We start from the raw sequence: 24,575 nt of genomic DNA, 5'->3' as shown, positions 1-24,575 counted from the left end.
AGCCAAAAAAACGACTAAAACGCTCAGTATATAAAGACGAATTTTGTAGCCTATATCATTTGATAAATGTCTGATGAATATCATTTTATAAGCTTTAATTGGATGCTACCTTTGTCTTATTGAAATTAAAACACTAATGCCATGAGAACACTACGATTTTTATTTTTGAGTTTGGTTATGATACCATTTTTGAGTTTTTCACAGTCGATGGAAAATCTTGATTACATTTCACCATTTCAAAATGGAATGGCTGCTGTAAAAAAAGATAATCAGTGGGCTTTTATAAATACCAAAGGAGATGTAGTGATTAACTTTAGAGCGGACATTGCAATATCTGAATTGGAGGGAAAAAACTATCCTGTTTTTGCCGACGACAGGTGTCTTATTGTAGAACAGAAAAATGGAATCTCATACTTTGGTTTTATAGACAAAACAGGTAATACAGTTGTTGAGCCAAAGTTTTTAAATGCTACTAATTTTTATAACGGACAAGCAATTGCGCTAGAACTACTAAAAGAAGTCGTTGGTGAAAATAAAGCGCTTAACAAAACAGTATCCTACGATAAATATCTTGAAGCTGTGATTGATACCAACGGAAATGTCCTGGGATATTTGAGTCCGAAACGTACTAATGTCATTCTGGATAAAAAGTTTTTGAGATGTCCGCCAAAAATAAGTGCAAAGCACATTTCAGATAATTTATTCGCATTTTTAAACGATGATAACACTTGGTCTATAATATCAATTGAATGATTTATGAAGGCATCACTTCAAATATGCATATTACTATTGGTTGTTCTATCGTGCTCAAAAACACAAGATAAAATACAACCTTCAGAAATGGCCTTAACAGAATCGGTATATTCTTCTGTAACAATACAACCCGATAGTCTATATCAAGTATACGCGATAGTAGCTGGGATCTTAGATCAAAATCTATTGGAGGAAGGAGCCATTGTTGTTAAAGATCAACCTATTATGGAAATCATCAATAGTACGCCTAAATTAAATAGTCAAAATGCAAAATTAGCATTACAGCTAGCTAAGGATAACTACAATGGGAGTTCAGCAGTGTTAGAAAGTATTCGAGATGAAATTGAAGCTGCTAAACTTAACTGCAGAAATGATTCGATTAACTATTTCCGACAAAAAAAACTTTGGGAACAGCAAATTGGCTCCAAAGCCACTTACGATAATAAGAAACTCAGTTATCAGTTGTCGCAAAATAAACTCAAACTATTACAGAGTAAGTATAACAGAACATATAACGAATTAAAAACTGCCGTAGGCCAAGCACAGAATAATTATGAGTCGACACTCATTAATACCAAAGATTTTACTGTAAAAAGCAAAATGAACGGTAAGGTATATGCATTGTACAAAGAACCAGGTGAAATTATTAACACCCAAGAACCACTTGCTTCCATTGGTAGTGCTTCAAGTTTTGTTATTGAAATGTTAGTTGATGAAGTTGACATTGTTCAAATTGAGATTAAACAGGAGGTTCTCATTAATTTAGATGCTTATCGCGATCGTATCTTTAAAGGGGAAGTCTCCAAGATCTATCCAAAAAAAGACGAGCGTAACCAGACTTTTAAGGTTGAGGCTACTTTTCATAATCCACCAGATGTGCTCTATCCTGGACTCTCAGGTGAGGCCAATATAATTATTGCTAAAAAAGATCATGCACTTACTATTCCGAAGGATTACATCATTGATAGTGATAAAGTTAAAACGGTAGATGGAATACAACAAATTACCATCGGATTACAAAATATGGAATACGTAGAAGTCCGTTCAGGAATTACTAAAGATACTTATATCTATAAACCAGAATAATGGCAAATTGGCCTGTTATATTAAATATTTCTAAAACACATTTGCTGACTAAAATAAAGCAGACATCTATTGCAGCACTTGGTGTCACTTTTGGTATTGGGTCATATATTACTTTAGTGTGCTTTATGACAGGTTTAAATACCATGTTAGATGATCTTATCCTAAACCAAACACCACATGTACATGTGTATAATGAGATTGAACCTTCTAAACAACAACCCATTTCATTGTATGATGATCTAAAAGGAAGTTTCAATGTAGTCCATTCCATCAAGCCAAAGTTGAGTCAAAAAAAAATACATAATGCGCTTCCAATCATTAATTATCTTGAAGAAAATAGTAGTGTTCGCGCAGCACTTCCGCAGGTAAAAACTCAAATATTTTATATCGCTGGATCTATTGAAATAGGAGGTAATCTTACTGGGATTAATCCAGTTGATGAGGCAAGCTTCTTCAATATGGCAGATTATATTGTAGAAGGTTCTGCTGAAGCTTTAGAAACCACAGATAATGGAATTTTATTGGGTATAGGTATTGCTAAAAAGATGTCTTTAAAGGTTGGAGATCGCGTTCAGGTGAGTCCGATAAATGGTGGTATTTTTCCTTTGAAAATAGTAGGGTTTTATCAAAGTGGAATTGCTGATCTTGATGCAGTTCAAAGTTTTACAAATGTCAAAACTGTACAGCGTATTTTGGGGAAAGCCAATAATTACATCACAGACATCAACATAAAACTTTTTGATATTGAAAAGGCAGTGCCATTAGCAAAACAGATAGAGCAACAATTTGATTTAAAAGCTATAGATATCAAAACAGCAAATGCACAATTTGAAACGGGTACTACTATTAGAAACTTGATTACTTATGCGGTTTCCATCACTCTTCTAATTGTAGCAGGATTTGGGATTTATAACATTTTAAATATGCTTATTTATGAGAAGATGAATGATATAGCCATTTTAAAAGCCACAGGATTCTCTGGTACAGATGTACAGCTTATTTTTATGAGCCAAGCAATGATCATTGGATTTGTTGGAGGCGTTTTAGGTTTGATTATTGGTTATGTATTGGCGACTTTAATTGGAACAGTTCCATTTCAAACAGAAGCTTTACCAACTGTAGAAACGTATCCTATTAATATGAATCCTTTATTCTTTTTAATAGGCTTTTCATTTGCCATGTTGTCTACATTTTTAGCGGGTTATTTACCATCTAAGAAAGCTAAAAAAATAGATCCAGTAAGAATTATAAGAGGTCAGTAATATGAGTGTTGTATTAGAAGCAAAACATATCAATAAGTATTTTAGAAAGCCATTGCTGTTTCATGTCTTAAAGGATATTAATTTTCAGGTGAAACAAGGCGAGTTTGTATCAATTATGGGGAAATCTGGATGTGGTAAGTCTACATTATTATACATACTGTCCACCATGGATACAGATTACGAAGGAGAACTCTATTTGAATAATGAGTTGGTTACAGGTCAGGACAGACAGCATTTATCTTACTTACGCAATAAACATGTAGGTTTTGTGTTTCAGTTCCATTATTTACTTTCAGAATTTACAGTGTTGGAAAACGTGATGTTACCAGCTAAAAAACTTGCTGAAAAATCACATCAGGAGATTGAACATGATGCTATGGAAAAATTAAAAATGTTGCACATAGACCATTTGGCAAAAAAAAGAGCTTCACGAGTTTCAGGAGGTGAGAAGCAGCGTGTGGCTATTGCAAGAGCATTGATCAATAATCCTTCAATTATTATGGGTGATGAACCAACTGGAAACCTTGACAGTCATAATGCAGAGAATGTATTCAATATTTTTAAAGGGTTGAGTGAAGACAAAGGTTTATCGCTGCTTATTGTAACTCATGACGAAGACTTTGCAAACAAAACAGATCGTATTATTCGCATGGGAGATGGTAAGATCTTACTTTAACTAAAACCTCAATAGTGTAAGTGATTAATATCATTTTGCAGCTGTCTAAAATCAATTAAATTCAATATCGTTTAATTAAAATTACTAGTATTATCATGTCTCAATTAGAACACATTAGGGAGTGGATTGATAACAATGCCTTAGTTTGGAGTATGATCAAGTTTGCTATAATTCTTATTATCATTTTAATAGGTGTTCAATTGATCAGGCGCTATTTAAAACAGAAGATATCTAGTACTGTAGTTCGTTATAAAACTCAAAAAGGAATTGAAATATTTGGTTATATACTGCTTGTCATATTAGCTGTTACTTATTTTTCAGGTGCTATTAAAGATTTTACCATTATTATTGGTTTGTTTACAGCAGGAATAGCGTTTACACTTCAGGAATTAATCTTGAGTGTGGCAGGTTCTATTTATATTTTTCTGGTGAAAGTTTACAAGCCTGGAGATCGTATTGAAATCAATGGAATTAAAGGCGATGTGATTGATATTGATAGTATTTACACAACTATGATGGAAATTGGTCAATGGGTGAGTAGTGATAATTACAGTGGTCGTATTGTGAAACTGAGTAATGCTTTTGTATTCAAGGGGCCAATTTATAATTACTCTCAGGATTTTCCATTTATTTGGGATGAATTTAATCTGCCCATTAGATATGGCTCAGATATAGAACTAGCCAAATCGATTGTTATAAAAATAGCTTCTGAAATCCTATCAGAATATACAAAACAGTCAAAATCACAATGGAAGGATGTCGTGAGTAAATATTATATCGAAGACGCTCAAATTGACCCAACATTAGCTATATCACTAACAGATAATTGGATACAATTTAATTTGAGATATATTGTGGATTATAAGAAACGCCGTTCAGTTAAGCATCTATTAAATGATCGAATCAGACTTGAAATTGAAAACACAATGGGGAAAATAATAATAGCTTCTGCAACTGTAGAGCTTATTAAAATTCCAGAATTACAAGTTGATATAAAGTCTTAATTATGAGTATTAATAAACTTTAATCTTCTGATTTTGAGGTTAATTTCTGTTAGTTCTTTCATTAATTGTAGTACGCCTTCCTTGAGATTTTGTTCTGCTGTCTCTGTGGTATTCCCGTATATTATCACCAAAATAATTATTGATTCTTATTTGTCGTGAACGTCTAAGATTAATAGTATTGAAACGATTAGGTAATACATTGACAGACAACCAAACACCATTATCAAAATAAATATAATTGCGTAGAGATAAATCGTAATATATCATATGATCTGGAAAATAGATGTATCTTACATTTACCACTCTGTTTGGATAAAACCAAGGCGGTGTTGGGTGAGCAGGTCTTGATGATATAATGACTGGTCCACAACTTTCAAGACCTATCAGTATAAGTAACAAAACAGGTACTAAATAATGTCTAATGGCTTTCATAGGTCTAGTTTTTAGGTACAATTTGGTTATCTTCAAGTGATTTGATTATAGCTGTAACGTAATTGGCTACAGTAGAATTGATCTGTTTTGGATCTACAATATCATATGAAGCTACCCAAACTAATGCTCTTTCATCATTTTCTTTCAAATCGTATAAGGATGCTTCTATATGATATGTTTTATATTTAGTGTAATAGCCTTCTGTATAATAGACATCTTGTGCCAAATAATAATATCTACCAAAGCGTCTCCAATAGTAACGTGTTCTGAAATTATCACCGCTGTAAGATACTTTTTCATCGACACCTTTTACTGCTGAAATTAATACAGCATCAAATCCGTCTTTGGATAGTCTATTCAATTCTTTCTCAATATCTTTTTCGGTTTGTTTTATATCTGTGAATTTAGGCGTAAAAACATTGTAGCTTTCAACAGCAGCAACACCTCGGTTAGATAGTTCTTTTTTTAACTGTTCTTCAAATTCTATCCTTCCGGTAAGATTATCGGTTAAGCCAATAATAAGTGTCTTTTCTGGTTGATAATTTGTGTAGGCACTATTTAACCAACTATCAGTGAGTTTGGTGCTAGAGCAACTTGTAAATAAGGCCATTATAATAAAGTAAATATAAGCTTTCATGACTTTAAATTTTATCTTTATAAATGTATAAGAATCAACTTGCCAATGAAATGATAATTATCAATTTTGAACTCGCCGAAATACTTTTTTGAACCTCGCACTAATCTTGTAGTTAACATTTGAAATGTTGAAGAAAAGTTAAGATTCATGGATATGTAGAAACCAAACACTCAAAACTTAAGTCTTTCTGTATCAGGTTGTAGTTGTGTCAATATTACAATTTCACAGATCCAATCTTGATAATCATTCCAACAATTAAGAATATAATGCCCAATGGCCAGATGCCTGTATCTGGATAAAAGGCAAGACCCATAATGGTCCAAATAATTCCTAATGTGAGAAATATAACGGCGACACTATTTTTTTTCATGATAGTATGTGTTTTGATTTGCATAAAACTAATCATTATACAGAGTTTATAAGATGACGAAAATCATTTCCAGATCTTGAATTATCAATTATTTTTAATGAATAAAATCTATAATCATGGGAGAAATTGCCACTTCTAAACGTCAAATCACCTTATTTTATAGCTCAAATTCTGTAAGAGCTAAGCAAACTTTAGCCTATGCAAAAGCTGAAGGTTTGCCAGTGCAAGAGATTGATATTTTAAAAACAAAATTAACAGGAACTCAAATAGTAGAACTAGCCAATCGTTTAAATATTAAAGTTGAAGATTTTATTAATCAGGAACATCCCGAATATACAAGACAATTTGAACATCATGATTTTTCTGAAAATGACTGGATTAAAATGATTCGGAACCATCCCGAAATTATGAAACAGCCCATTGCCTTGCGAGGGGATATTGCTATTTTAGTGGAAACACCAACAGATATTATCAAAATATAAGATTTTAGTCTTGATTTTAACGTTGTAATACGATGATATGCTCACCTTTAAAAATTATAATATTGCCGATTGGTTTTCATTTTATCGCATTGCTGCAGCGCCTTTTTTATTGGGTTTGATATGGTTTGACCTACAACTGTTTTTTGCGTCTTTTCTATTGGTTAGTTATTCTACAGATGCTATTGATGGGTTTCTTGCCAGAAAACTCAAAATTACTAGTCCGAGAGGATCTCAACTAGATTCTTTTGGAGATCAGATTACCTTAATTGTTGGATTGATCGGACTCTTTTATTTTGAAACCGAATTTATAAAGACCAATCATGTCATCATCCTCATTGCTTTTGTACCTTACATTGTTCAAATGCTGATTGCGTATTTTAAATACGGAAAGGCTACAGCATTCCATACCTATCTTGCAAAGCTATCTGCCATCATGCAAAGTGTATTTATTCTTCATGCTTTATTTTTTGAACCAGACCTTACGCTTTTCTATATCATGATTGTGATTGGTCTACTAGAGACCTTTGAAGAGATTACCCTTATATTTATGTATCCTAATTGGGCTTCAGATGTTAAGGGCATTTACTGGGCTTACAAGGATAAAAGACGTTTAAAAGAAGGAAAGCCATGAGGAGTTATTCGTTTTTCACCATTCTTATGTTGTGTGTTGCTATTATTGTTCTGGATATTTTAGCATTTTATTGGCTGCAATCTATAACGCAGTTTATAAGCTCTTCAGTTCTGAAAATAGCAATTCACACACTGTTTTGGCTATTTACATTTGGTCTGGTTACTGCTATCATTCTATTAAAAATAAGATTGGACAGTATGGACCCAAGACGAAAGCATATTCTGATATCCTCACTCTATGGACTCACAGTGTCTTCTTTTGTTCCAAAATTACTATTTGTGATTATTATCTCAATCTTATACTTTTTAAATTATATGTTCTCAGAAACCCAATCGTTGATCATTGTTCCTTTGGTTGGTTTGCTGTCTGGATTTATTCCTTTTTTCTTTATTGTATACGGTATTTTTAAATCAGCTTATCGCTTTAAAGTGTATCATCGTAAAGTAAGGTTCAAGAATTTGCCAAAAACGTTTAATGGCTTGAAGGTTGTTCAATTGTCAGATATTCATTTGGGAAGTTTTAATTACAGATATCATGTGCTTGCGCCAGTGGTAGAAAAGATTAACAGTTTAGCTCCTGATTATATTTTTATTACAGGCGATTTGGTAAATAACTATGCCTGGGAATTACGAGGTTGGCATAATGTGTTCAAACAATTAAAAGCAAACTATGGAAAGTATGCAATTTTAGGAAACCATGATTATGGAGATTATAGTGAATGGATGACTGATGATGAAAAGCAAGACAATTTTAATCAGATCAAACAATTTTTTAAACACATAGATTTTAAGCTTTTATTAAACAGCTCAGAGGTACTAACTCATGACAATGATAACATAACTTTAATTGGTGTTGAGAATTGGGGAAAACCACCTTTTAAACAGTATGGAGATTTGCAGGAAGCTCTAAAGACGGTTGAAGACTCATCATTTAAAATCTTACTATCACATGATCCTACCCATTGGTCTGAGGAAGTACTTAATCAAACAAATATTGATCTCACATTTTCTGGTCATACACATGGTATGCAAGCTGGTTTTGAGCGAAAAAGTTTTCAGTGGAGCCCAATACAATACAACTACAAATATTGGGCTGGTCTCTATAACGAAGGTGAACAATATCTCTATGTCAACAGAGGTATCGGCTGGTTAGGATTTCCTGGACGTTTAGGTATGAGACCTGAGATCACATTTTTAGAATTGATTTGCGCATAATATGTTATAACTGATTTATATCATAGTAAAAAAATCAGGTATTAATTATCTTGACAAGACAATAAATATATGTGTGATATGTCAAGAAAAAAACAAATAGTCGCTATGCTACTCATTGTTCTGGGAGCATTGGTTGTATTTGCCATTTGGTATCAGTATACCTTTTCTATGGACCAAGCAGATGCTTTTCAGGTGAACTCTAAACATTACAATCAAAAGCTTCTCATCGCCACTCAAGGCAGTGAATTTAAAGATAGTGTCACCAAGCATGTTGTAGAACATTTTGAAAATGATTCCATATTTATTAATGTAGTGGATGTTTCCGCATTAGAAACTATTGATTCCGAGTTATATAATGCTGTATTACTTGTTCATACTTGGGAAAATTGGAAACCTCCAATTGAAGTCAAAACGTTTATAGAGAAAAACAAATCAGATATCGATAACATGGTTGTAATAACCACCTCTGGTGAGGGCACCTATAAAATGGATGAGATTGATGCCATTACTGGAGAATCAAAACCTGAAAATGTATCACTTATGGCAACAAAAGCCATTAATAAACTGGAAATACTACTAAAAAAATAAACAAATTTTTATTGTCATGATTAGAACTCTGAAACATAAAGAATGCATACATATACTCACCAATAATTATATAGGACATCTGGCATATACTTATATGAATAAACCGTTTGTAGTTCCTGTAACATACTTTTTCGATGAAAAAATAAATGCTATAATTGGCTATTCAGCCGAAGGTCATAAAGTAAAAGCCATGAGAAAAAAACCTTCTGTTTGTATGGAAGTATCAGAAATAGATTCTGTCAATGTTTGGGATTCTGTATTAATTCATGGTCAATATGAAGAGTTAGAGGGAAGTAATGCTAAAGCTCATCTGCATGATTTCTCTTTGGGTGTGAAAGATTTAATCATTAGAAAAGAACATCGGAAATTAGATTTTATTAGTCAGTTTTCCAGTAAAATTTTCAAAGATGATTTTCCAATTATTTTTTTAATAAAGATTGAAGAAATTACTGGCAAAATGAGACGACATGAAAGTACGATTTGATTAGGCTCTCATACAATTTATGAAAATTATAAAAAGAAGTCATGAGTGCTTATAATAAAACAACAAACCTTTTGAGATATACAGCACGCTATAGTTTACTATTGATTGCTGGTGTTTTGCTGGCATTTTCACTGCTGTCTGGTTCTCTGGACTACGGAGGCAATCTTATGGCAATATTTAAAAATAGTCCGAATGCCCTACCATGGTTTGTTTTAATTATGCTCATTTTTATAGCATGGAAACGTGAAATGCTTGGAGGTATACTTATTGTAATCTACGGAATAGGATTGGTCTACTTCTTTAATTTTAGTGGTCCGAATTTTTGGTGGTCTACCTTTGTGTTAACTGCACTAATTCCTGTTCTGGGCTCGCTATTTGTTTTAAGTTGGTATATAAGAAAGCACAATTAAAAGATTTGCATTATGGACACATTAAGTATTGTAGAAGTCACGCCAGAAAATGTGGAGACCGAAACTCTTTTCTGTATCAAGGATATCAAGAAACCAGGTTATGAAAGCAAACGACGCTGGTTTGAAAAGCGATTTAAGGACGGACTTAAAATAAAAATTCTTAAAAACGAAACTGGTAAAATGATAGGGTTTATTGAGTATGTTCCAGTTTCAAAAGTCTGGAGACCTGTTGATGATAACGATTTTATGTTTATTCATTGCTTGTATGTGTATTCAAAAAAAGACAGACATAATGGATATGGTGCTATGTTAATCAATGATGCTGAACAGGAAGCAAAACGAATTGGGATGTCAGGTTTGTGTGTAATGACAAGTAATGGCTCCTGGATTACCAAAAAAGATATTTTTGAAAACCTTGGATTTATACAAGTTGACCAAAGAGGTCGTTTTGAATTATTATCTAAAAAATGGAATACTGACGCAGAAGATCCAAAACTAATAGATTGGACCAAACAGCAAAAACAGTATCAAGGTTGGAATTTAGTCTACGCTGACCAATGTCCATGGCATGAGAAATCGGCATTTGACCTTTTAAATACAGCTATGGATTTTGGTATCGATCTGAAAGTGACCAAAATAGAAACTGTTAAAGATGCAAAGCGTGCACCATCAGGTTTTGGAGTTTTCAATTTGCTACACAACGGTAAACTCCTTGAAGATCATTACATCAGCGCTACTCGATTTAAAAATATTTTAAAAAAAGAGCTTAAAAATTAAAAACTACTTTTTTGGAGAATTAATAAAAACATCACAACTTCTAAATTGATTGTTGAATGATTGTAAGTTGTAGTCTAAGTTGATGAATATCATTGTATTAGATTGATTGTTGGTCGTACTTTGTATCAAAAGTAAGACGATGTTACTTTATATACTTTCAATATTGCTTTTACTATTAATTGTGTACGTATTATTTGTGCCAGTTACTTTGGTTATTGATACATCAACACATCAGTACTACATCAAAGTAAAAGGATTAGCCAAAGCAAGTATTGAAGCTGATGAGCATGAGATTATTAAAATTCGTTTAAGAGCGTTTCGTTTTGATTTTTTCTTGTATCCGCTAAAGCTCAGGTCTGGAGATAAGTCAGATAAGTCTACAAAAGCAGTTAAAAAAAGCACACGTAAATCAATTCCAGTAAAAAAGGTAGTGAGAGTATTAAAATCATTTGAAGTTGTGGATTTTCAATTAGATATCGATACAGGAAACTGTATTGCAAATGCTAAACTGTATCCAGTTTTTGCTTTTTTAAATTTCTATAGTAGAAGTGCCCTTAATGTCAATTTTGAAGGACGAAACAAGGTATTGCTCTCTATACAGAATAGACCAATACGCATTATTAGATCATTTATTAACATTTAAAACAGTATATCATGGAATTACATTTTGAAGAATTATTAGGAAAAATAACAGACTTTATAAAGTCTGAAGCCAAAACAGAAACTGTAGTTGGAGACCAATTTGAATTAGGAAACTTTAAGTGTGTTCCTGTAATTAAAGTTGGAATGGGATTTGGCTCTGGTGGAGGCGAAGGTACTGAAGCAAAAGGGAAACGAGGCGAAGGCATGGGAGCAGGAGCAGGTGTAGGTATTGAACCTATCGGTTTTTTAGTGAGTAAAGACGATGAAATTTCTTTTATTAAAGCAGGAAAATCTGGTGGTTTAGCATCAGTATTTGAAAAAGTACCTGATTTGATTGAAAAACTGGCTAAGAACAAATCTCAACAGCCAGAAGCAGTCAACTAGTAAGAGGTTTAATGTAAAGCTTGAATCTCAATTTTCGAATTTGATATTCAAGCTTTTTTATATAGAGAAATTTCTTTTACTTTTTTTAATCGGATCTAAACTGACCAATATCATTTCAAACGTTTGAGTCAATGGATATATTAGTGTTAATCAATAATGTGCTATTATGAAAATTCGATTAAAATTAAAACTGCTGTTTACGGTTTTAATGCTGATACTATCCACAATTCTATTTGTTTAGCTTGTAAAGTCATTAAAATTTAAAACACATATTATATGAAGTATGTCTTTGCAATACTACTTGGTATTCATGGTCTAATTCATCTTACAGGTTTTATCAGAGCGTTTTATGCCACTGATGTCAATCAACAATTATTAGGTATTTCGAAACCTGCAGGAGCTTTATGGCTTATTGTTTTTATTATGTTTATTGTATCTGCGATACAATATATTACGCATAAACATTGGTTTTATATTGGATTTCTTGCCATTATACTATCTCAGATTCTAATTGTTATTACTTGGAAAGATGCTAAATATGGTACACTTCTAAATATTATTATTTTAATAGCTGTAATCATAAGTTACAGTACTTATCGTTTTAACCAGAACGCTGATCTTGCTGCTAAAACTCTATTCGCCCACGCAAAAACATCTAGTATAACAGTTATCAACGATAGTAATATCAGACATCTACCTGTTCCTGTTCAACGTTGGTTAAAACACTCTGGAGTGATTGGCCAGGAAAGGGTTTCTACAGTACGTTTGAAACAAAAAGGAACTATGAGAACTAAACCTGAAAGTCAGTGGATGCCATTTAAGGCTGTACAATATTTTGATGTTTCTAAAGCTTCATTTATATGGAAAACGAAAGTAAATTTGACATCATTAGTACAAATGCAAGGTTGCGATAAACTATTAGGTGGAGAAGGAGAGATGCTTATAAAACTCGCAGGATTCATTCCTATGGTAAATCAAAGAAAGACTCCTAAGATTAACTCAGGAGCCATGACTCGTTACCTGAGTGAGATTTGTTGGAATCCTTCAGCCGCACTTGAACCTTATATTACCTGGGAAGCTATTGATGAGGTCTCTGCCAGAGCTACCTTTGATCTCAAAGAAGAATCTGTTTCGGGAGTATTTACTTTTTCTCCTGAAGGGGATATTCAGTCCTTTTCAGCTATGCGATATTTTGGAGGTAGTAATGATGCTACATTAGAAAAGTGGACGATACACATGCTTTCACATGCATCATTTAATGGTATTTCAGTACCAAATAAAAGCAAAGTAGTTTGGCAATTACAAGAAGGCGATTTTCATTGGCTTGATCTAGAAGTCACTGTTTTAGAGTATAATACAAAACAAATCTATCAATAACCTAATTTGTTTTTGGTAGTTGGGACTTCCCATTTGATCATTTCTTTTAAAAACTCATCGACTTTTTCAATAATGAGCTTTTCAGAAATCATTTTTGGATCATAGGTCTCCAACTCAATGCTACTGTTGTCTAAAGGGACTTGTTCCATATAAGGAAATAATATGAAGGTATGTACATCTCCACTGTAGGATTGGGAAAACACCAATGCGCCACCAACTATAAATTGATATGCCGGAATTTGATTAGTGCAATCTATTAATTCCTTTGGAAATGAATCAAAAGTAATGTTAACCGCTTCATTAGTACCTATCCATTTCAACTCTTGTACTTTCCATCCAATATCATAGGTATTACAAATGGTTTTTAATGTCTTACTGATAAGGGCTTTGGTTTTGGTCTCCCAGAGTGTTTTCTTATCAACAACGGTCTTAATTGAGTTTTTGTAGTCAATGACGCGTTCTTCTAAATGTTCTATTTTCATGGTGTCTCTTTTTCTTTTTCTTTTTCAACTTTTTTAGCCTGACGTTCTAATCTTTTGAAGTATCCTCTAAACAGGAAATTGTGTTTTAAGGCCTCCATATTTTGATTAAACTTGTCTGTACCTTCATTAATATTATTTAGCGTAGATCTCAAGCTATTTACTAAAGCTGTATCCTTAACAATATAATTGTAAGCCCCTTCGCTTGAGTTGAGATCCTCAACTACGCTATTGATATTAGTTAAAACATGTTCTATTTCACTACTTGATGTTTCGAGATTATTAACCACATTTTTGAGTTTCTGACCAGAAATTGAATCGTTTAAAACCATGCCTAAAACTGTATTGTCATTTGTTTTTAAATTGGAAATGATGTCATTCAATTCATTAATAGTAGTAGTTGCACCTTTACTTGCCATTTTAAGGTTGTTTACAGATTGTTTGAGATCCTGAGCCATGATGGTATCATTAAGTAAAAGTCCTACAGTGCCTTTACCCTCAAGCATTGCTGTGGTTATTTTAAGTAAATCGGAAGTTAGTATGGCAGCATTTTCAGATCCTACACTTAAGGTGCTTAATATATCATCTGCACCAATTTTACTATAGGATGCAATGATGTCTCCATTACTAATTAATGCTGCAGATCCTTGTCCAGGAACGATATTTACAATCATATTACCAACTAATCCGTCAGAACCAATGGTAGCAATAGCATTTTTCTTGATATGCGTTATAATCTTCTCCTGAATATCCATATGCACCTGTATGGTTGAATCATTGATCATTACAATATCCTTAACTGTACCAATATCAATTCCTGAATAGCGTACATTATTTCCACGTTGTAAACCGTTCACATTCTGAAAATAAGAGCTTATGGTAAAGGTTTTATTAAACATGTTTTGCCGTTGTCCAATGAGGTAAACTGCTGTAATGAATATTATAGTACCAATAATGACAAAGAGTCCTAATCTTAATTTTTGTGGTTTCGTTTGTTTCATGGTCTTAATGTTTAAAAAATGCTTTTATTTTCGGATCACTGCTTGATGATAACTCCTGAAATGTGCCTTCTGCATAATCAATACCATCAATTAATAATATCATTCTATCTGAAATAACTCTGGCGCAATCCACATCATGAGTAATGATAAGTGATGAAGTGCCATATTTTTTTTGGATGTCTTGCATTAACAGGATGATCTCTTTTGCTGTAATTGGATCTAAACCACTTGTAGGTTCATCATAAAGAATGATTTTAGGTCTAAGAATTAGGGTTCTGGCTAATGCAATTCGACGTTTCATTCCTCCGGAAAGTTCCGCAGGCATAAGATCTATAGCACCCAATAATCCTACATTTTCCAGAGCTTCTTTTACTAAGGCATCGGTATCGACATGGTCACCAAATTTTTTGGTATGACGTCTTAACGGAAATTCTAAATTTTCACGTACAGTCATAGAATCATATAATGCACTACCTTGAAACAGAAATCCAATATCAGCACGTAGAATGTCTAAAGCATTTTGATCTAGTGTAGTGATGTCATTATCCATAACTCGTATGTAGCCACTATCGGCTTCCATTAATCCAACCAAGCATTTGATCATTACCGATTTTCCCGAACCCGATTTTCCCATAATCACAAGACTCTCGCCCTGAAATAGCTGCATATTAAAACCATTTAGAACGTGGTTATCACCAAAACTCTTTCTCAGATCTTTAATCTCAAGTACGATTTCCTTTGCTGATATTTGATTTGATGTGGTCATAAATCATAAAAAATATCGGTTACAAAAACAGCTATAAAGTCGATAATAAACAGTAATAAGGATGAAAGAACTACAGCTGTATTAGCAGCTTTCCCAACACCTTCAGTACCTTTACTACAATTAAATCCTTTGAAACAACCTACAATTCCGATGGCTAATCCAAAAAAGAAAGATTTGATAGTAGCAGGAATAATATCGCCAAACTCTAAGGCATCAAATACTTTATTGAAATAGAGCATGAACGATACATTACCTTTTACATTTTCAACCAAATATGAACCCATTAATGCAATAGCATCACCAAAAAGCACCAATAAAGGTAGCATGAGCGTGATGGCTAAAACACGTGTGACGACTAAATATTTAAACGGATTTGTTCCAGAAACTTCCATAGCATCAATTTGTTCTGTAACACGCATTGAGCCTAGTTCGGCACCTATACCAGAACCAATTCTACCAGCACAAACCAAAGCTGTAATAATAGGTCCTACTTCTCTAACAATTGAGATACTTACCATTGATGGCATCCATGATACAGCACCAAATTCCATTAACGTCGGTCGTGTTTGTAAGGTTAATACTAGTCCGATAATAAAACCCGTAATACCAACAAGTAATAGAGAGCGATTTCCCATATTATAGCACTGACGAAGAAATTCCTTCATTTCAAACGGTCGCTTAAACACTTCAGTAAAAAAACGTTTAGTGAAATATGAGATGTCTCCAACTTCAATTAAGAAGGATTTCAATTGAGATCTTATGTTGTTTTTGTCAGTCATGTTTTGAGTAACATACTACTCAAATGTATTGTAAATACTATATCTATAAAATGATAATGGTCAATTCAATATTCAATTTTATTATTATGATTAGGACAGATTTAGAAGTGTTTATGATTTATTTGAATAACTATTAGCAAGGCTTGTGCTAAATGAAGTTACTGATATATATCATTGTGTTTTAGAGGTTTTATTGAGACATTTAATATCATCATAAATCACAATAATCATGAAAACTAAACACGATAGTCACTTTGTAGACAAGGTTATAAAGGCGCTCAGAAAAACTGCAGTTGAGCTTGAAGAATTTCAGGTTCAGGCCGCATTAGGAAAAGCTGAAGCAAAGGATAAGTATGAAGAGGTTAAACAAAAATTTAATCTATTTATTCACGATAGCGAATTCAAAATTAAAGGTATTAAAGAAAAAATAGAGGAAGTCAATACTAAATTTGATGAGCTTCGTGTGCAGTTGGCATTAGGTAAGGCTGAAACTAAAGAGGCTTTTAAAAAGCAAAAAAAGCAATTATTAGCAACAATACATGATATTGAAGTTAAAATTAAAACTAATGATACGCTCAACCGAATGTATGCATTAGCACTTATTGAAATTGAACAATTTAAAATTCAGCTTGAAATTTTAGAGCAGCGATTCAATGAGGACAAGAAAAAAGCTAAAGACACCTTCGAAAAAGGGAAACTCGATTTTAATTCTTTTATCAACTCGTTTAAGGATAAATACGGTAAGAAAAAGAAGGAAGAAACTAAGTTTGAACATTTTCAAAATGAGATATCTGAAGCTTTCGATCATTTTAAAAAGGCATTTTCTATGTCTTAGACCTTTAATAAGAACCAAAAAAAGTACAATGATAAATTGTACTTTTTTTATGTATTATAATAAACATTAGGTGTCATAATCTCCTTTTTTAATGTTCATTACCATTCCAAATCCGAGAATAACTGCAAGGCAGAAGCTTGCCATACCTAAAAGAGATATGCCACCCCATAATGGTTTGATCTCGAAAATAATGAATAGAGAAGCACCAATAATTAAGGCCACCATGATAAATGCTGTTATGAGTTGTTTGGTGATGCGTTGAAGCGTATGAACCATAGGGTCAATCCCTTTATGAGTTAGGTCGACTTTAACTTCTCCTGAATTGATTTTTCTAATGGCATTTTTTAGATCTGTTGGAAATTCTTCCATATAATTAGTGAGTTCTACAACAGAATTTGCCACTTTCTTACCAATAACCATAGGATTGTACTTTTGTGTAGCACTCTTTCTGAGGTAGGGTTTTACGATTTCAAATTGTTCCAATTCAGGATGTAACTTATTAATGACACCTTCAAGTGTTACTAGTGATCTGGCAAATAAGAAAAAGTAAGTTGGTACTTTTAATCCATGAGCAATAATAATGTCTTTGAGCTCAAGAAGAATAGTACTCATTTCATTATCGTGAATATCACGTACATAGTATTTTTCTACAAATTCATTAATATCAAATTCAAGATCCCTCATGTTAGGTATAGGAGCATTATTTGATAATTGCTGCAGTGCTTTAATAATGTTTTTAACATCTTTTTCAGTAATGGCAATAAATAATTTTCCAAAAATAGAAATATCTCTAGGCAGCATGCTTCCCATCATACCAAAGTCTAAATAGCAAATATGTCCGTTTGGCAATACAAATAAATTACCAGGATGCGGATCGGCATGGAAAAAACCGTATTCAAATATTTGTTTAAAATAGCTAATTGCGAGTCGTCTTGCTATAACTTTAGGATTATAGTTTTTGTCTTCGAGATCATTAATCTGGTCAATTTTAATCCCAGAAATGAATTCTAAAGCCAATACCTTAGATGTTGTGAATTCAGGATATACCTTAGGCGCATTGGCAAACTGATCTAAGGAATTATCGTTTTTAAGATTGTTATAAAAACGCTGAACGTTAATAGATTCATTGATAAAGTCGATTTCTTTTAGGATAGAATCTTCAAAATTTTTCACAAGTCCGACAGGGTCAAAACTTTTTAATGAAGGCATGCGTCTTTCTAGGACGTCTGCTATTTTGTACATGACTTTAATATCTTCTGTAATGACATCGTGAATCCCTGAACGTTGAATTTTCAGAGCAACTCGTTTACCAGAATGTAAAGTAACTTTATGTACTTGTGCCATGGATGCTGATGCAAAAGGCTTAGGGTCAAACCAGGCAAAAAGTTGATCTACCGTATTATCTAATTCGGTTTCAACAACATTTTTAGCTTCGTTTTCAGGCATTGGAGGCACACTGTCCTGAAGTTTTTCTAATTCAAAAGTTAATTCTAATGGAACTAAATCTGGTCTGTTGCTTAAAATCTGGCCAAACTTTACAAAAGTTGGACCTAACTCTTCACATACCAATCTCATTTTTGCCCATTTACTGAACTCCATGGCATGTTTTCGAGACGATTTCGGAATTAGTTTTTGGAGAAAAGTATACTGCTTCTTTTCTTCTAGATAGTATACTAAATCTTCAAAACCATACTTTAACAAGACTCTGAGGATTTGATTGTATCTAGAGATAGATTTGAAATTTTTCCCTATACCAGATATAATTCCCATGATATTAAGATTCCAAATGATTGATTCTAGCTTCCAGTAGTGCTACTGTAGCATCTAGTTTTTCAAGTTTTTCGTGTAATGCTTTAACTTCATCTAAGTGAGCAACATTAATTTTCTTATAAAACTTTACAACTTGTTTTTCAATTTTTTCATTAAGTTCCTCTTTGAGCTCTTGTGTTTTAGCAACAATACGGTCTACAAACTCGAGTTCATTGCCATTTTCATCTAATTGTGGTTCAGACATGAGCTTATTAAAATTGTCTTTTCCTTTTTCAGAGTATTCACCAATTTTATCCAATAATTGTGTGTCTCTGGCAATATAGTAGAGACTTGAACTTAATGTAAGTAACTCTAAAATGGTCTTAGTTTTCATAACTATAGTCTTAACTTAATATACCCAAATGTATCACTAAACTCAATAGTTTAAAATGATTAAAATCATTTATAATGAATTAATAATGGGTTAACTTTAGTTGAAATTAAATACTAAATAATAATCCAATGAAAACGAATTCTATAACCAAAGTAATGACTAAAAATGTGGTGTGTGTTTCACCAGATCAAGATATTCTGGATGTTAAACATATTTATGAAAAAAAAGAGTTTCATCACCATATTCCTGTAGTTGAAAACGATAAGCTAGTTGGTATGGTAAGTTTACTTGATTTCATGTATCATATTTCCGGAGCTGGAATGCGTGACGATAATGCAGTTTACAAGACGCTTAAAGTTAAAGATATCATGACACCAAATCCATTTTATATGACATCAGAGGCCAATATAGAGGAGGTTGCTAACATTTTGACTGAAGGCAATTACCATGCGGTACCTATTTTAGAAAATGACAAAGTGGTTGGTATAGTGTCTACTGCTGATATCATTAAGCATTTCTTGCAGGAAGCCTAAGCCTACATTTTAGAATTAAAACTGAAAAGTGATGTTTAAGTTAGATCACAGACTACTAATAGTTTTGATACTGATATTAGTATTGAAGTTGAGTTTCAATAGTGAAAGATCTTTTGATTCGAGTACAGTTTATGACTATTCGTATGTTGATACATTATCATCTCAAATTGTATTAGACAGTATTAAAGTTAAAACTCCTGTTATCATTGAAGATTATTTTCAATATTTGGACTCTATTGTCCAAAAGTATGACTCATTAACACCTTACACTTTAACTGAACATTTGATTGTTAGAGCCAATCCTTGGATTATTGACACCCTTCAAAATACTGATTATTATCGAATGAAGTCGAGAGATTCATTTGTATACAATCAGAAAAAAATGATTGTTCTATCTAAAGGAGTTAAGCTCATTATTCCAGACTCATTAACTGCGCAACAACTCTATAACGATTTCAGTAAAACCATAATAGATATCAATATTCCAGAATTTAAATTGCGTATGTATCAAGATACAATACTCTTGTATGAATTTCCTGTTAGAGTAGGGAAGCATCAAAAAAAATATCTCGAAATGTCTGGAAGAATCGAAGACCTGAGAACTAAGACAGGAGAAGGTCATATTGTTGATCATATACGTAATCCCAAATATGCAAACCCTGTGACCAATAAAGAGTACACAGTAACAAGAAGAGATGATGATAAAGTAACTAAATTACCTCAAATTCCATTTATAGAAACTGAAATTAACGGATTACGCTACGGACAATTAATTCATCCAACTACAAATCCAGTGTCTTTAGGAAAAGCTTCCTCAAACGGTTGTATTGGTACAAAAGAAGCAGATGCTTGGGTAATTTATTACTACGCGCCAGTTGGCACTAAAATCAAAATCCGGTACAACCTGAACGTTGTCAATAAGGATGGAGATTCCACAGTTTTGAAAGATATCTATAGAAAAAAAGACTGAGCCATAATCTAAGTTGTTATATCAGTTAACTCATTATCACTTTCTTTATTTTTTGACCATTGATCTAAGTTATAGAGGGTTGTTTCTGCTATATTGGTTAATGCTTCTTTCGTCAAAAAGGCATGATGTCCCGAGATAAGAACATTAGGAAACGCATTGAGTTGTATCAGCAATGGATCATCAGGAATATCCTGAGATTGATCTTTAAAGAAAATTCCCTTTTCATTTTCAAATACGTCCATTCCTAAAGCACCAATTTGTTTCTTTTTAAGAGCGTCAATCATGTCTTCTGTATTGATTACAGCACCTCTCGCTGTATTTATGATCATAACATCTTTTTTCATAAGAAATATGAGGTCCTCATCGATCATATGGTGGGTATCTGAATTTAAAGGGACATGAATTGAAATGATATCTGATAATTCACATAATTCCTGAAGTGTTGTATATCTTAGATTATAATTACTTATTAATTCTTTGTCTTCGGAAATATCATAACCCAATAATTTGCAGCCAAATCCATTCATAATTTTAGCCATAACAGAACCTATCTTTCCAGTTCCAATGATACCAACAGTTTTTTCGTTTAAATCGATGCCTACCAATCCGTCTAAATTGAAATTATAACGTTTCACACGTTCATTTGAATCGATTAATTTTCTATTGAGTGTAAGTAATAAGCTAACTGCATGTTCTGCGATGGCATATGGCGAATATGCTGGCACATTTGCTACTCTTATATTTAGTCTTGACGCAGCTCTTAAGTTAACATTATCATAACCAACAGAACGTAAACAGATATATTTGACACCAAAATCTTTTAGTTTTTCAAGGGTAAGAAAGCATGCTTCGTCAGCTGAGAAAATAGAGATAGCATCGTAACCAACCGCTTGCATTGCTGTTTCAGAAGACAATGCATTCTCAACAAAAGTTAGATTGTGTTTTTTACGATTAGCTTTCTCTAAATACGGAATTTCAAATGCTTTGGCGCTGTAAATAAGAACTTTCATGATATTTATGCTATTAGTTTCAATAGCATAAATTTATTTAGAAAGATGCTTATATTAAATGATATTGGTCATGAGCAGTTAACTTAGTAAATTTGATTAGAGCATAAATGATATGAGATTTTGAGAGCTTATATACTAATTGTAACATTTGTTACAGAAATTAAAATCAGGAAACTATATATTGATACGTTTATAGCTCAAGATTATCATAAATTTTTATCATTTTGGAAAGAAGAAGTTTTATCAAAAAAGCAACCTTAAGCTCATTTGCAGCGCTCATTGGAGCTGATATTGTTTTTGGATCTAATATATTAGAGGGATACTTTCCCATAGGACTTCAAGATCCAGACCCATTTACAATGTTTAATAAACATAAGGAAATGGTAGTTTTAAACGATAAACCATGGAATATAGAGGCTCAGGCACATTTGTTAGATGATGAAATAACGCCTAATGAAAAAATGTTTGTTAGAAATAACGGACTTCTTCCAGAGGAAGTAAATGCTAAAACATGGACGCTTACTATTGATGGCGAATCTGTAGTAAACTCTAAAACCTATACACTTTCAGAGTTAAAGTCTAAGTTTAAGCACTATAGCTATCAGTTAACATTAGAATGTGGAGGAAACGGCCGAAGTGAATTTAACCCTCCAGCAAAAGGAAATCAGTGGACTGTTGGAGCAGTGCATTGCGCATTGTGGACTGGTGTGAGATTGCGAGATGTACTTGAAGATGTAGGTATTAAAAACAATGCTGTTTATATTGGTTATCATTCAACCGATGTCCATTTAAGTAGAGATCCAAAAAAAGAACCTATATCTAGAGGAGCACCAATGTCAAAATCATTACAAGATGAGACCTTGCTTGCGTTTAAGATGAATGGTAAAGATATACCTATGGTACATGGATATCCTTTGCGTCTGGTTGCAGGAGGATGGCCAGCGTCTGTATCTGGAAAATGGGTTAATAGAATAAGTGTTAGAAATAAAGTTCACGATGGTGCAAAAATGACTGGTACAGCCTATCGAGTACCTTGTGAGCCTGTCGCACCTGGAGAAAAAGTTAAAGACGAAGATATGTGTATTATCGAGTCTATGCCAGTGAAATCCTTAATTACCTACCCAAAAACCGGAGCAACTATTAGTGAAGGCAAATCTTTACGTATAAGAGGTCATGCATGGGCAGGAGAATTAGAAGTGTCAAAAATGGAATATTCTATTGATTTTGGTGCGACTTGGAACAGGTGTTCAATTGAGCCTCCTGCAAATCGTCTAGCCTGGCAACATTTTTCGGCTACTGTTACATTTCCGAAGAGAGGATACTATGAGGTTTGGGCACGTGCCACAGACTCAAAAGGTAAAGCGCAGCCTATGCTACTTCCTGGATGGAATCCAAAAGGATATTTAAATAATGCTTGTCACAGAATTGCAATAAAAGTCAAATAGATGTCCGGAAAACAAGATTTTCGTGAAGGTGTAAGACGTATATTCTATCGGTTGATGGGATTGTTTAGTCTCTTTATGATTGCTGGCGCAATACTGATATATTATATGATTGATCCTGATTTTTCAGCCTTTAAAAGTGAAAAGAACACCTATGTAGTTATGGATGCTGAAGAAGATATCGACCGTATTGAAAATGGTATTCATGTAAGGACGGGTTTAAAAGAAGGAGAGGGTTTGATGGTGGTAGTTAATAATTGTACAAATTGCCATTCAGCAAAATTAGTAACTCAAAACAGAATGAGTGAAGCGCGTTGGAATGCTACAATTAAGTGGATGCAAGAGACGCAAAACTTGTGGGATCTTGGAAAAAATCAAGATGTCATTGTAAGCTATTTGGTCTCTAATTATCCTGTTGAAGATGTTGGTAGAAGAGCATCCTTAACTAATATAGAATGGTATGAGTTGGAAGATTAATGTATTGTTTTTAGTGGTGTTTGTGCTTTTTGGCTGTAAAGATAAAGAGGTAGAACAGATGCCTGTTGTAAAGAAGGAGCCAAATGAGATGTCTCATTCATACCTTGTAGAAGTTGATGAATTATCAAAACTAGTTGGTAAGCCTGATATTAAAATAATTGATTTTAGAAAACCTGAATTTTATTTAGATGAACATATCCCAGGAGCCTTAAATATATGGCGAACAGATATTGAAGACCTATCTTACCCTTATAAGGGAATTATGATCAGTAAGGAACAATTAGAAGTATTATTTAGTAATTTAGGTATAAAAAATAGTGATACCATAATAATTTATGATGATAACGGATTGTGTGATTCTTCAAGATTATGGTGGATATTGCAGAATTATGATTTTACAGGTGTTAAACTATTTCATGGTGGCTTCAAAGCATGGAAAGAGAATAATGGTGAAGTGACATCAGAGTTACCAAAAATAGTTCAAACAGTGTTTAAATTACCTGAGTATTCATCTATGAAATACTATGTTTCTAAAGCTGATATGGTTGAGGCATTATATGGTAAAACCATTTTACTAGATACAAGAACAGATGATGAGTTTTCAGGAAAACGACAGAAATCAGGAGCAGCTAAAGGTGGACGTATTCCTAATAGTAAATGGATAGATTGGTCATCAGCTATTGATTATCATGGAGATTTGATGATAAAACCTTATGATGAATTAGATCGTATTTATAAACAGTTAGCTTCAAAAAACGACACAATTATTGTGTATTGTCATAGTGGAGTTAGATCAGCACACACCACATTTATATTAACCCAGTTATTAGGGTATAAAAATGTAAGAAATTATGATGGATCCTGGACAGAATGGAGTTATTTTGAAGACCTCCCTTTTGAACAAGATAGCATCACCACAATAAAACAATAG

General features: G+C 33.1%; 31 protein-coding genes. 21 read left to right on the top strand and 10 right to left on the bottom strand.

The annotated features are described in order from the left end of the window. Window positions 1-141: 141 nt before the first annotated feature. From Q0951_RS09860 to Q0951_RS09840, 5 genes are all read left to right on the top strand, one after another. Window positions 142-753 (top strand): WG repeat-containing protein, encoded by a 612-nt coding sequence (locus tag Q0951_RS09860; RefSeq protein ID WP_299336434.1) that lies wholly within the window; start codon window positions 142-144, stop codon window positions 751-753. A 3-nt stretch (window positions 754-756) separates the two neighbouring features. Continuing rightward, window positions 757-1,839, top strand: a complete 1,083-nt coding sequence (locus Q0951_RS09855; RefSeq protein ID WP_299336432.1) for an efflux RND transporter periplasmic adaptor subunit — start codon at window positions 757-759, stop codon at window positions 1,837-1,839. Then, entirely contained in the window at window positions 1,839-3,101 is a 1,263-nt protein-coding gene (locus Q0951_RS09850) for an FtsX-like permease family protein (protein ID WP_299336430.1), read from the top strand. The genes Q0951_RS09855 and Q0951_RS09850 overlap by 1 nt, the downstream gene beginning before the upstream one ends. A 1-nt stretch (window position 3,102) precedes the next feature. After that, entirely contained in the window at window positions 3,103-3,777 is a 675-nt protein-coding gene (locus Q0951_RS09845) for an ABC transporter ATP-binding protein (protein WP_299336428.1), read from the top strand. Window positions 3,778-3,872: 95 nt separating this feature from the next. Beyond that, the gene (locus tag Q0951_RS09840) at window positions 3,873-4,781 is read left to right on the top strand and encodes a mechanosensitive ion channel domain-containing protein (protein WP_299336426.1); all 909 of its coding nucleotides are present in this window, start codon (window positions 3,873-3,875) and stop codon (window positions 4,779-4,781) included. A gap of 39 nt (window positions 4,782-4,820) precedes the next feature. Here the strand turns inward: Q0951_RS09840 and Q0951_RS09835 are convergent, their stop codons facing one another. The 3 genes from Q0951_RS09835 to Q0951_RS09825 all read right to left on the bottom strand — a co-directional run bounded on the left by Q0951_RS09835 (window position 4,821) and on the right by Q0951_RS09825 (window position 6,244). Next, window positions 4,821-5,213 (bottom strand): hypothetical protein, encoded by a 393-nt coding sequence (locus tag Q0951_RS09835; protein ID WP_299336424.1) that lies wholly within the window; start codon window positions 5,211-5,213, stop codon window positions 4,821-4,823. A 4-nt stretch (window positions 5,214-5,217) separates the two neighbouring features. Next, window positions 5,218-5,850, bottom strand: a complete 633-nt coding sequence (locus tag Q0951_RS09830; protein WP_299336422.1) for a hypothetical protein — start codon at window positions 5,848-5,850, stop codon at window positions 5,218-5,220. Between the two features lie 214 nt (window positions 5,851-6,064). Continuing rightward, the gene (locus tag Q0951_RS09825; RefSeq protein WP_299336420.1) at window positions 6,065-6,244 is read right to left on the bottom strand and encodes a hypothetical protein; all 180 of its coding nucleotides are present in this window, start codon (window positions 6,242-6,244) and stop codon (window positions 6,065-6,067) included. A 92-nt stretch (window positions 6,245-6,336) separates the two neighbouring features. Here Q0951_RS09825 and Q0951_RS09820 point away from each other — a divergent pair, with 92 nt between their 5' ends. The 10 genes from Q0951_RS09820 to Q0951_RS09775 all read left to right on the top strand — a co-directional run bounded on the left by Q0951_RS09820 (window position 6,337) and on the right by Q0951_RS09775 (window position 13,209). After that, window positions 6,337-6,702 (top strand): hypothetical protein, encoded by a 366-nt coding sequence (locus Q0951_RS09820; RefSeq protein WP_299336418.1) that lies wholly within the window; start codon window positions 6,337-6,339, stop codon window positions 6,700-6,702. A 37-nt stretch (window positions 6,703-6,739) separates the two neighbouring features. Beyond that, the gene (locus Q0951_RS09815) at window positions 6,740-7,333 is read left to right on the top strand and encodes a CDP-alcohol phosphatidyltransferase family protein (RefSeq protein WP_299336416.1); all 594 of its coding nucleotides are present in this window, start codon (window positions 6,740-6,742) and stop codon (window positions 7,331-7,333) included. Next, window positions 7,330-8,547, top strand: a complete 1,218-nt coding sequence (locus Q0951_RS09810; protein WP_299336414.1) for a metallophosphoesterase — start codon at window positions 7,330-7,332, stop codon at window positions 8,545-8,547. Before Q0951_RS09815 ends, Q0951_RS09810 begins: the two co-directional genes overlap by 4 nt. Before the next feature lie 78 nt (window positions 8,548-8,625). After that, window positions 8,626-9,135 carry a hypothetical protein gene (locus Q0951_RS09805; protein WP_299336412.1) on the top strand — a complete coding sequence of 170 codons (510 nt, stop codon included), beginning with the start codon at window positions 8,626-8,628 and terminating at the stop codon, window positions 9,133-9,135. Window positions 9,136-9,151: 16 nt separating this feature from the next. Beyond that, entirely contained in the window at window positions 9,152-9,619 is a 468-nt protein-coding gene (locus Q0951_RS09800) for a pyridoxamine 5'-phosphate oxidase family protein (RefSeq protein ID WP_299336410.1), read from the top strand. Window positions 9,620-9,660: 41 nt separating this feature from the next. After that, entirely contained in the window at window positions 9,661-10,029 is a 369-nt protein-coding gene (locus Q0951_RS09795) for a hypothetical protein (RefSeq protein ID WP_299336408.1), read from the top strand. Window positions 10,030-10,041: 12 nt separating this feature from the next. Next, complete coding sequence (locus Q0951_RS09790; protein WP_299336406.1) at window positions 10,042-10,806, top strand: GNAT family N-acetyltransferase; 765 nt, start codon at window positions 10,042-10,044, stop codon at window positions 10,804-10,806. Window positions 10,807-10,987: 181 nt separating this feature from the next. After that, window positions 10,988-11,449 (top strand): hypothetical protein, encoded by a 462-nt coding sequence (locus tag Q0951_RS09785; RefSeq protein WP_299336404.1) that lies wholly within the window; start codon window positions 10,988-10,990, stop codon window positions 11,447-11,449. Between the two features lie 11 nt (window positions 11,450-11,460). Next, window positions 11,461-11,832 (top strand): GerW family sporulation protein, encoded by a 372-nt coding sequence (locus Q0951_RS09780; RefSeq protein ID WP_299336403.1) that lies wholly within the window; start codon window positions 11,461-11,463, stop codon window positions 11,830-11,832. A 276-nt stretch (window positions 11,833-12,108) separates the two neighbouring features. Continuing rightward, entirely contained in the window at window positions 12,109-13,209 is a 1,101-nt protein-coding gene (locus Q0951_RS09775) for a DUF6544 family protein (protein WP_299336402.1), read from the top strand. Here the strand turns inward: Q0951_RS09775 and Q0951_RS09770 are convergent. From Q0951_RS09770 to Q0951_RS09755, 4 genes are read right to left on the bottom strand one after another with little or no spacing between them, the layout of a single operon-like run. Continuing rightward, a complete protein-coding gene (locus Q0951_RS09770; protein ID WP_299336401.1) occupies window positions 13,203-13,691 on the bottom strand; it encodes a hypothetical protein in 489 nt (162 codons plus the stop codon). The two genes, Q0951_RS09775 and Q0951_RS09770, sit on opposite strands and share 7 nt — an antisense overlap. Further along, the gene (locus tag Q0951_RS09765) at window positions 13,688-14,689 is read right to left on the bottom strand and encodes an MlaD family protein (RefSeq protein WP_299336400.1); all 1,002 of its coding nucleotides are present in this window, start codon (window positions 14,687-14,689) and stop codon (window positions 13,688-13,690) included. Before Q0951_RS09765 ends, Q0951_RS09770 begins: the two co-directional genes overlap by 4 nt. A 4-nt stretch (window positions 14,690-14,693) precedes the next feature. Then, on the bottom strand, window positions 14,694-15,455 hold the full coding sequence (locus tag Q0951_RS09760) for an ABC transporter ATP-binding protein (RefSeq protein WP_299336399.1): 762 nt from the start codon (window positions 15,453-15,455) through the stop codon (window positions 14,694-14,696). Then, complete coding sequence (locus tag Q0951_RS09755) at window positions 15,452-16,234, bottom strand: ABC transporter permease (RefSeq protein WP_299336398.1); 783 nt, start codon at window positions 16,232-16,234, stop codon at window positions 15,452-15,454. Before Q0951_RS09755 ends, Q0951_RS09760 begins: the two co-directional genes overlap by 4 nt. 229 nt (window positions 16,235-16,463) lie before the next feature. Here Q0951_RS09755 and Q0951_RS09750 point away from each other — a divergent pair, with 229 nt between their 5' ends. Then, window positions 16,464-17,069 carry a hypothetical protein gene (locus Q0951_RS09750; protein ID WP_299336397.1) on the top strand — a complete coding sequence of 202 codons (606 nt, stop codon included), beginning with the start codon at window positions 16,464-16,466 and terminating at the stop codon, window positions 17,067-17,069. A 66-nt stretch (window positions 17,070-17,135) separates the two neighbouring features. Here the strand turns inward: Q0951_RS09750 and Q0951_RS09745 are convergent, their stop codons facing one another. Next, complete coding sequence (locus Q0951_RS09745) at window positions 17,136-18,839, bottom strand: AarF/UbiB family protein (protein WP_299336396.1); 1,704 nt, start codon at window positions 18,837-18,839, stop codon at window positions 17,136-17,138. Between the two features lie 4 nt (window positions 18,840-18,843). Beyond that, window positions 18,844-19,212, bottom strand: coding sequence for a hypothetical protein (locus Q0951_RS09740; RefSeq protein WP_299336395.1), 369 nt, complete (start codon window positions 19,210-19,212; stop codon window positions 18,844-18,846). A gap of 128 nt (window positions 19,213-19,340) precedes the next feature. Between Q0951_RS09740 and Q0951_RS09735 the strand changes: the two genes are divergently transcribed. Continuing rightward, window positions 19,341-19,745: a CBS domain-containing protein gene (locus Q0951_RS09735; RefSeq protein WP_299336394.1), complete on the top strand. Its 405-nt coding sequence runs from the start codon at window positions 19,341-19,343 to the stop codon at window positions 19,743-19,745. 31 nt (window positions 19,746-19,776) lie between these two features. Further along, on the top strand, window positions 19,777-20,715 hold the full coding sequence (locus Q0951_RS09730; RefSeq protein ID WP_299336393.1) for a L,D-transpeptidase: 939 nt from the start codon (window positions 19,777-19,779) through the stop codon (window positions 20,713-20,715). Between the two features lie 8 nt (window positions 20,716-20,723). Here Q0951_RS09730 and Q0951_RS09725 read toward each other — a convergent pair whose 3' ends face one another. Next, window positions 20,724-21,725: a 2-hydroxyacid dehydrogenase gene (locus Q0951_RS09725; RefSeq protein ID WP_299336392.1), complete on the bottom strand. Its 1,002-nt coding sequence runs from the start codon at window positions 21,723-21,725 to the stop codon at window positions 20,724-20,726. Window positions 21,726-21,949: 224 nt separating this feature from the next. Here Q0951_RS09725 and Q0951_RS09720 point away from each other — a divergent pair, with 224 nt between their 5' ends. Genes Q0951_RS09720 through Q0951_RS09710 form a run of 3 tightly spaced genes read left to right on the top strand, consistent with a single transcriptional unit; the run spans window position 21,950 to window position 24,575 of the window. After that, entirely contained in the window at window positions 21,950-23,170 is a 1,221-nt protein-coding gene (locus Q0951_RS09720) for a sulfite oxidase (RefSeq protein ID WP_299336391.1), read from the top strand. Continuing rightward, a complete protein-coding gene (locus Q0951_RS09715; RefSeq protein ID WP_299336390.1) occupies window positions 23,171-23,644 on the top strand; it encodes a monoheme cytochrome C in 474 nt (157 codons plus the stop codon). It begins immediately after the preceding gene. After that, window positions 23,628-24,575 carry a sulfurtransferase gene (locus tag Q0951_RS09710; protein WP_299336389.1) on the top strand — a complete coding sequence of 316 codons (948 nt, stop codon included), beginning with the start codon at window positions 23,628-23,630 and terminating at the stop codon, window positions 24,573-24,575. The genes Q0951_RS09715 and Q0951_RS09710 overlap by 17 nt, the downstream gene beginning before the upstream one ends.

It is taken from the genome of uncultured Psychroserpens sp., from assembly GCF_947501425.1.
Taxonomy (GTDB): domain Bacteria; phylum Bacteroidota; class Bacteroidia; order Flavobacteriales; family Flavobacteriaceae; genus Psychroserpens.
Note: the sequence above shows the minus strand (reverse complement) of the source record. Positions and strands in the feature narration are given on the sequence as shown.